Origin of the sequence: Pseudomonas sp. UBA4194, from assembly GCF_002379585.1 — a bacterium.
Taxonomy (GTDB): Bacteria; Pseudomonadota; Gammaproteobacteria; order Pseudomonadales; family Pseudomonadaceae; genus Aquipseudomonas.
This window is the reverse complement of the sequence record NZ_DFUE01000004.1, coordinates 30,585-35,978: the sequence shown is the minus strand read 5'-3', so window position 1 is coordinate 35,978 and position 5,394 is coordinate 30,585. Positions and strand designations below refer to the sequence as shown.

Below are 5,394 nucleotides of genomic sequence, written 5' to 3'. Positions count from 1 at the left end.
GCTCCCTCTCCCTCAGGGGGAGGGCTGGGGTGAGGGGACCATTCACCACCGCCCCCCCGGAACCCACCTAACCCCAACCCACCCCAATACATAACTACCCCATTCGGCGTACAATCCTGGCCTTCGCGCGCCGCTTGCGTGCACCTGCCATAAGCCGATTCCATGCCCTACGAATTCTTCTCTTTCCAGCTCAGCGTCGAACCCAGCGTCCTGTTGATTCTTGCCCTGGTCGCCTTTCTGGCCGGATTCATCGACGCCATTGCCGGCGGTGGCGGCCTGCTCACCACCCCGGCGTTGCTCACTGCGGGCCTGCCGCCCCATTTGGTACTGGGCACCAACAAACTCAGTTCGACGTTTGGCTCGGCCACTGCCGGCTACACCTTCTACCGACGCAAGCTGTTCCACCCACGGGAGTGGAAACGCGCGCTGCTGGGCACGTTGATCGGCGCCCTCCTGGGTGCCGGCGTCGCGCACTACCTGCCTGCCGAGTGGCTGAACAAGATGCTGCCGGTCATCGTCTTCGGTTGCGGGCTGTACCTGCTGTTCGGCGGCACGCCCAAGGCCCCGCTGGACAGTAACGCTGCGATCAAGCCCAAGTGGCAACTGCCGCAGGGCCTTACCCTGGGTTTCTACGATGGTGTCGCCGGCCCCGGCACTGGCGCCTTCTGGACCGTGAGCAGCCTGCTGCTCTACCCCCTGGACCTGGTTCGCGCCAGTGGCGTGGCACGCAGCATGAACTTCGTCAGCAACGCGGCGGCGCTGTCGGTGTTCATTTTCTCGGGCCAGGTGGATTGGCTGATCGGCCTGAGCATGGGCCTGGCTGTCATGGTGGGGGCTTTCTTCGGCGCCCGCACCGCCATCGGCGGCGGCGCCAAGTTCATTCGGCCAGTGTTCATCACGGTAGTGCTGGGGCTGACCGTGCGCCTAGCCTGGCAGCACTGGTTCGGGCAGGCCTAGACGCCGGGCAACGTACAGGTCGATCAGATGGCGAGCGATGGAACGTCCTGCCGGCAGCGGCGGCAACGCGTCGACGCGGAACCACTGGGCATCTTCGATTTCGTCGGCCTGAGGCACGATGTCACCGCCAGCGTATTCGGCATGGAAACCCAGCATCATCGAATGGGGAAACGGCCAACACTGGCTGCCGATGTACTGGATATTCCTGACCTGCAACTGCACCTCTTCCATCACCTCCCGGCGCAGGCAGTCTTCGGCCGACTCGCCAGGCTCGGCGAAGCCGGCCAGGGTGCTGTAGACCCCGGTGACGAAGCGCGGTGAGCGAGCCAGGAGGATTTCGTCACCACGGGTAATCAACACGATCATGCTGGGCGAGATACGCGGGTAGCTGCGCAGGTTGCAGCGCTCGCAGAACATGGCGCGCTCCCAGTGGATCTGCACCATGGCGTGGCCACAACTGCCGCAGAAACGGTGCTCGCGCGCCCAGGTGCCAATCTGTGCGGCATAGCCGAGCATGCGGTAGGTATCGAAGTCACCCTGCAACATGAACTGGCGCAAGCCCTGCCATTGGCAGCCTGGCACATCGACAGGTTCATCCAGTTCGAGCAAGAACACCGGCTGGCCGTCGAAATGCCCGATACCGTGCTCGCTCAGCACCGGCAGGTCCTGGGCCTTGAGCCAATGGCGCTCGAACAGCACGCCGTGTTCGCCTAGCAGAAAGCCCTGGCTGCTGCGCGCCAGCGCCATGCCGTCGGGGTAGGCGGTGTCGAGTACTGCGGTGGTCCATCTTGAAGACATCAGGAATTCCTTGAAGCAATGCCCCTGCTCAATCGTCGAAAGTCGGGGTCTGTCTGTTCATGCTTGCCGCCATGGCCACGCGCAGGTCGTTGCCCTGGAGCATGGCGGCGTTCCAGGTGGCGACGTACTCAAGGCCGTCGGCCACGCTATGGTCACGCATATAAGCCAGCATTCGTTTGCTGCCGCTCACGGCAATGGGTGATTTTGCGGCAATTTGTGTGGCGATGGCAAAGACGCCATCCAGTAGCGCCGGTGTGTCGGCAAACACTCGGTTGACCAAGCCGATACTGCGGGCTTCTTCGGCATCCACCTCGCGACCGGTGTAGGCCAGTTCACGCAGGATGCCGTCGCCGATCAGCCGCGGCAGGCGCTGCAGGGTACCGACGTCGGCAGCCATGCCCATGTCGATTTCCTTGATCGAGAACCGCGCGTCAGCACTGGCATAACGCATGTCGCAGGCGGACACCAAGTCGATCGCACCCCCCACGCAAGCGCCCTGGATGGCCGCCAGCACCGGTTTGGCACAGCTGTCCACGGCGTTGAAGGCACCTTGCATCTGCAGGATCTTGCGGCGCAGCAGTCTGGCATTACGGCTGATGTCGGGGCCCAGCTCGGTGGCCACCGAGGCGAGTAACGCCAGGTCGATACCTGCCGAGAAGTGCTTGCCCGCGCCGCTGAGCACGACCACGCGGACCGAGTCGTTCAGGTGCAGATCGTCGAATATGTCCTCGATTTCGGTCCAGAAGGCCGCGTTCATGGCGTTGGCCTTGTCCGCCCGGTCGATCTGGACGTGGGCGATATGATTCTGGATCTCGACGGTGAAGGCTTGGTAGTCGGGCATCATCGGGGGCCTGTTGTTGTTTTTGGTTGGGATCAAGGATAACCCAGATTTCGTGTTGCCAACGCCGGCTTGCGCGGTGACCCGCCAGCCGCCATCGCGGGTAGAACCCGCTCCCACAGGGGATCTACTGCGCAGATGAGCGCTGCGTAGGACCGTTCGGCCCCGTGGGAGCGGACTCCGCAGCGACAATAAGATCTGGGCAGCAGCATCAATTCCCTGTAGGACCAGGCTCTGCAGTGGTAGTGAGACTTAGGCAGCACCATCAATCCCCTGTGGGAGCGGGCTCTGCCCGCGATGGGGGCCTCGCGGACGCTGCACATCTTTGACCCTGCGCCAACCGCCCCGCCGCCATCGCGGGTAGAACCCGCTCCCACAGGGGATCTACTGCGCCGATGAGCTCCGCGTAGGACGGTCGGCCCCTGTGGGGGCGGGCTCTGCAGTGGCAATAATAGCTGGGCAGCGCCATCGATCCCCTGTGGGAGCGGGCTCTGCCCGCGATGGGGGCCTCGCGGACGCTGCACATCTTTGTTCCTGCGCCAACCATCCCGCCGCCATCGCGGGTAGAACCCGCTCCCACAGGGGGTGTACTGCGCCGATGAGCTCTGCGTAGGACCGTCGGCCCCTGTGGGTGCGGGCTCTGCAGTGGCAATAAAATCTGGGCAGCACCATCAATCCCTGTGGGAGCGGGCTCTGCCCGCGATGGGGGCCTCGCGGACGCTGCACATCTTTGTTCCTGCGCCAACCATCCCGCCGCCATCGCGGGTAGAACCCGCTCCCACAGGGGGTGTACTGCGCCGATGTGTTCTGCGGAGGACCGTCGGCCCTGTGGGAGCACTACGTCTTAACGTGACCGCGCCCGGGCCTGGGCGGGGGCTTCGGCGCGGTGCAGGTTCAGTGCGGTATTGATGATACCGAGGTGGCTGAACGCCTGCGGGAAATTACCCAGCATGCGACCGGCCTTCGGGTCATATTGCTCGGCCAGCAGACCCACGTCGTTGCAAAGCCCCGCCAACCGGGCAAACAACGCTTCGGCGTCGGCCTGGCGACCCAGCAGCACGTAGACGTCGGCCAGCCAGAACGAGCAGACCAGGAAGGTGCCCTCCCCCGGCTCCAGGCCATCTACGCCATGCTCGGTGTCGTAGCGCAGCAGCAATCCATCGCGCATCAGGGTCGACTCCACTCGTGCGACCGTGGCCAGCACCCGGGCATCGTCGGCGGGCAGGAAACCGGTCAGGGCGATCTGCAAGAGGCTGGCATCGGTGTGGGTCGAGCCATAGGCCTGAACGAAACAGCCCAGTTCCTGGTTGAAGCCTTTGGCACACACGTCGGCGTGTATCTGATCAGCGACGGCGCGGTAGTGCAGCGCCTGCTCGCGGCCTTCTTCGGTGGGCTCGGCCAGCGCCGCCGCGCGGTCGAAAGCGACCCAGGCCATCACCTTCGAATGGGTGAAGTGCTGTGGGGTCCCGCGAATTTCCCAGATACCTTCATCGGGCTCGCGCCAGATGCTTTCCAGGTACGGCATGATCACTCTGAAGATCGCTGCGCCCCGTGGGTGGCGTGGCAACCCGCCGCGGATCGCCTGGCTCATGGCATCGGCCACCTCGCCATAGACGTCCAGCTGGCGCTGGGTCGCGGCGCCATTGCCGATGCGCACAGGTGCCGAACCTTCGTATCCCGACAACCAGGGCAGCTCGTACTCGGGCAACCGCCGCTCGCCCGCCAGCCCGTACATGATCTGCATCTGCTCGGGATTGCCGGCCACCGAGCGCATCAGCCACTTGCGCCAGGCTGCCGCTTCCTCGTAGTAACCCAGATTCATGAAGGCAAGCAGGGTCATCGTCGCGTCTCGCAGCCAACAATAGCGGTAGTCCCAATTGCGCTGGCCGCCCAGGTATTCGGGCAACGAGGTGGTGACCGCTGCGACGATGCCGCCCGTGGGCGCGTAGGTCATCGCCTTGAGCGTGATCAACGAACGCTTGACCAGCGCCGTCCAGGGGCCGACATCCGGGCAACGCTCGGAAAAGCTACGCCAGTAGTGCTCGGTCTCGGCCACGGCGCGCTCGACTTCGGGGGCGTCGGCGACGCGCCAGTGCGACGGCTGTGAGGTCAGACTGTAATGCAGACGCTGCCCCGCCTGGACAGTGAAACGGCTGGCGGTGCGATGGTCTACCGCGTGCAGTTCGGTGGCGCTGCGCAGCACCAGCATCTCGGGACCTGCAACGGCGGTTAGGGTCAAGGGCTGGTGCTGCTCGACCCACGGCACGCTGTTGCCATAGTCGAAGCGCATCACCAAGTCCATGTTGAACGCCACCTCACCCTGTAGCCCCACCACGGTACGCAGTACGGTGTTCTGGTCATCGACCGGCATGCAGTCGACCAGCATGGCGCTGCCGCTGGCGGTGTGGAAGGTGGTCTGCAAGATCAGCGTGTCTTCGCGGTACTGACGCTCGACGCGCAGCACGGGCTCGGCAGGCGCGATCTGCCAGCGGCCGTTTTCGGTGTTGCCCAGCAGGGCACAGAAGCAGGCTGGCGAATCGAAGCGGGGGAAGCATAGCCAGTCTATGGACCCCTGGGTGGAGACCAGGGCGGCGGTGCGGCAGTTACCGAGTAGGGCGTAGTCTTCGATCAATGCGGGCATGGGGGCCTCTTTTTGGTTGGGCCTGGGGGGCGGGATGACGGGTGGGGGATGGTTGGAGATTTGTGGTGGATGGTCCCCTCACCCCAGCCCTCTCCCTGGGGGAGAGGGAGCCGATCACCGATATGCGCAGCACCGCGGTCCGCCTTTAGCCCCCTCTCCC

4 protein-coding genes are annotated in these 5,394 nt (G+C 64.5%); 1 reads left to right on the top strand and 3 read right to left on the bottom strand.

From position 1 onward, the window contains the following. Positions 1–162 precede the first annotated feature (162 nt). On the top strand, positions 163–957 hold the full coding sequence (locus B3397_RS00525; protein ID WP_296246282.1) for a TSUP family transporter: 795 nt from the start codon (positions 163–165) through the stop codon (positions 955–957). Here B3397_RS00525 and nudC read toward each other — a convergent pair. The 3 genes from nudC to B3397_RS00510 all read right to left on the bottom strand — a co-directional run bounded on the left by nudC (position 925) and on the right by B3397_RS00510 (position 5,234). Next, on the bottom strand, positions 925–1,755 hold the full coding sequence (gene nudC, locus B3397_RS00520) for an NAD(+) diphosphatase (protein WP_296246280.1): 831 nt from the start codon (positions 1,753–1,755) through the stop codon (positions 925–927). The two genes, B3397_RS00525 and nudC, sit on opposite strands and share 33 nt — an antisense overlap. 28 nt (positions 1,756–1,783) lie before the next feature. Further along, on the bottom strand, positions 1,784–2,596 hold the full coding sequence (locus B3397_RS00515) for a crotonase/enoyl-CoA hydratase family protein (RefSeq protein ID WP_296246278.1): 813 nt from the start codon (positions 2,594–2,596) through the stop codon (positions 1,784–1,786). 841 nt (positions 2,597–3,437) lie between these two features. Further along, positions 3,438–5,234, bottom strand: a complete 1,797-nt coding sequence (locus tag B3397_RS00510) for a glycoside hydrolase family 15 protein (RefSeq protein ID WP_296246276.1) — start codon at positions 5,232–5,234, stop codon at positions 3,438–3,440. Positions 5,235–5,394: the final 160 nt, after the last annotated feature.

Excerpts from the sequence above, each read along its gene's own strand:
- B3397_RS00525 (WP_296246282.1), top strand. The coding sequence starts at position 163 with ATGCCCTACGAATTCTTCTCTTTCCAGCTCAGCGTCGAACCCAGCGTC.
- nudC (WP_296246280.1), bottom strand. The coding sequence starts at position 1,755 with ATGTCTTCAAGATGGACCACCGCAGTACTCGACACCGCCTACCCCGAC.
- B3397_RS00515 (WP_296246278.1), bottom strand. The coding sequence starts at position 2,596 with ATGCCCGACTACCAAGCCTTCACCGTCGAGATCCAGAATCATATCGCC.
- B3397_RS00510 (WP_296246276.1), bottom strand. The coding sequence starts at position 5,234 with ATGCCCGCATTGATCGAAGACTACGCCCTACTCGGTAACTGCCGCACC.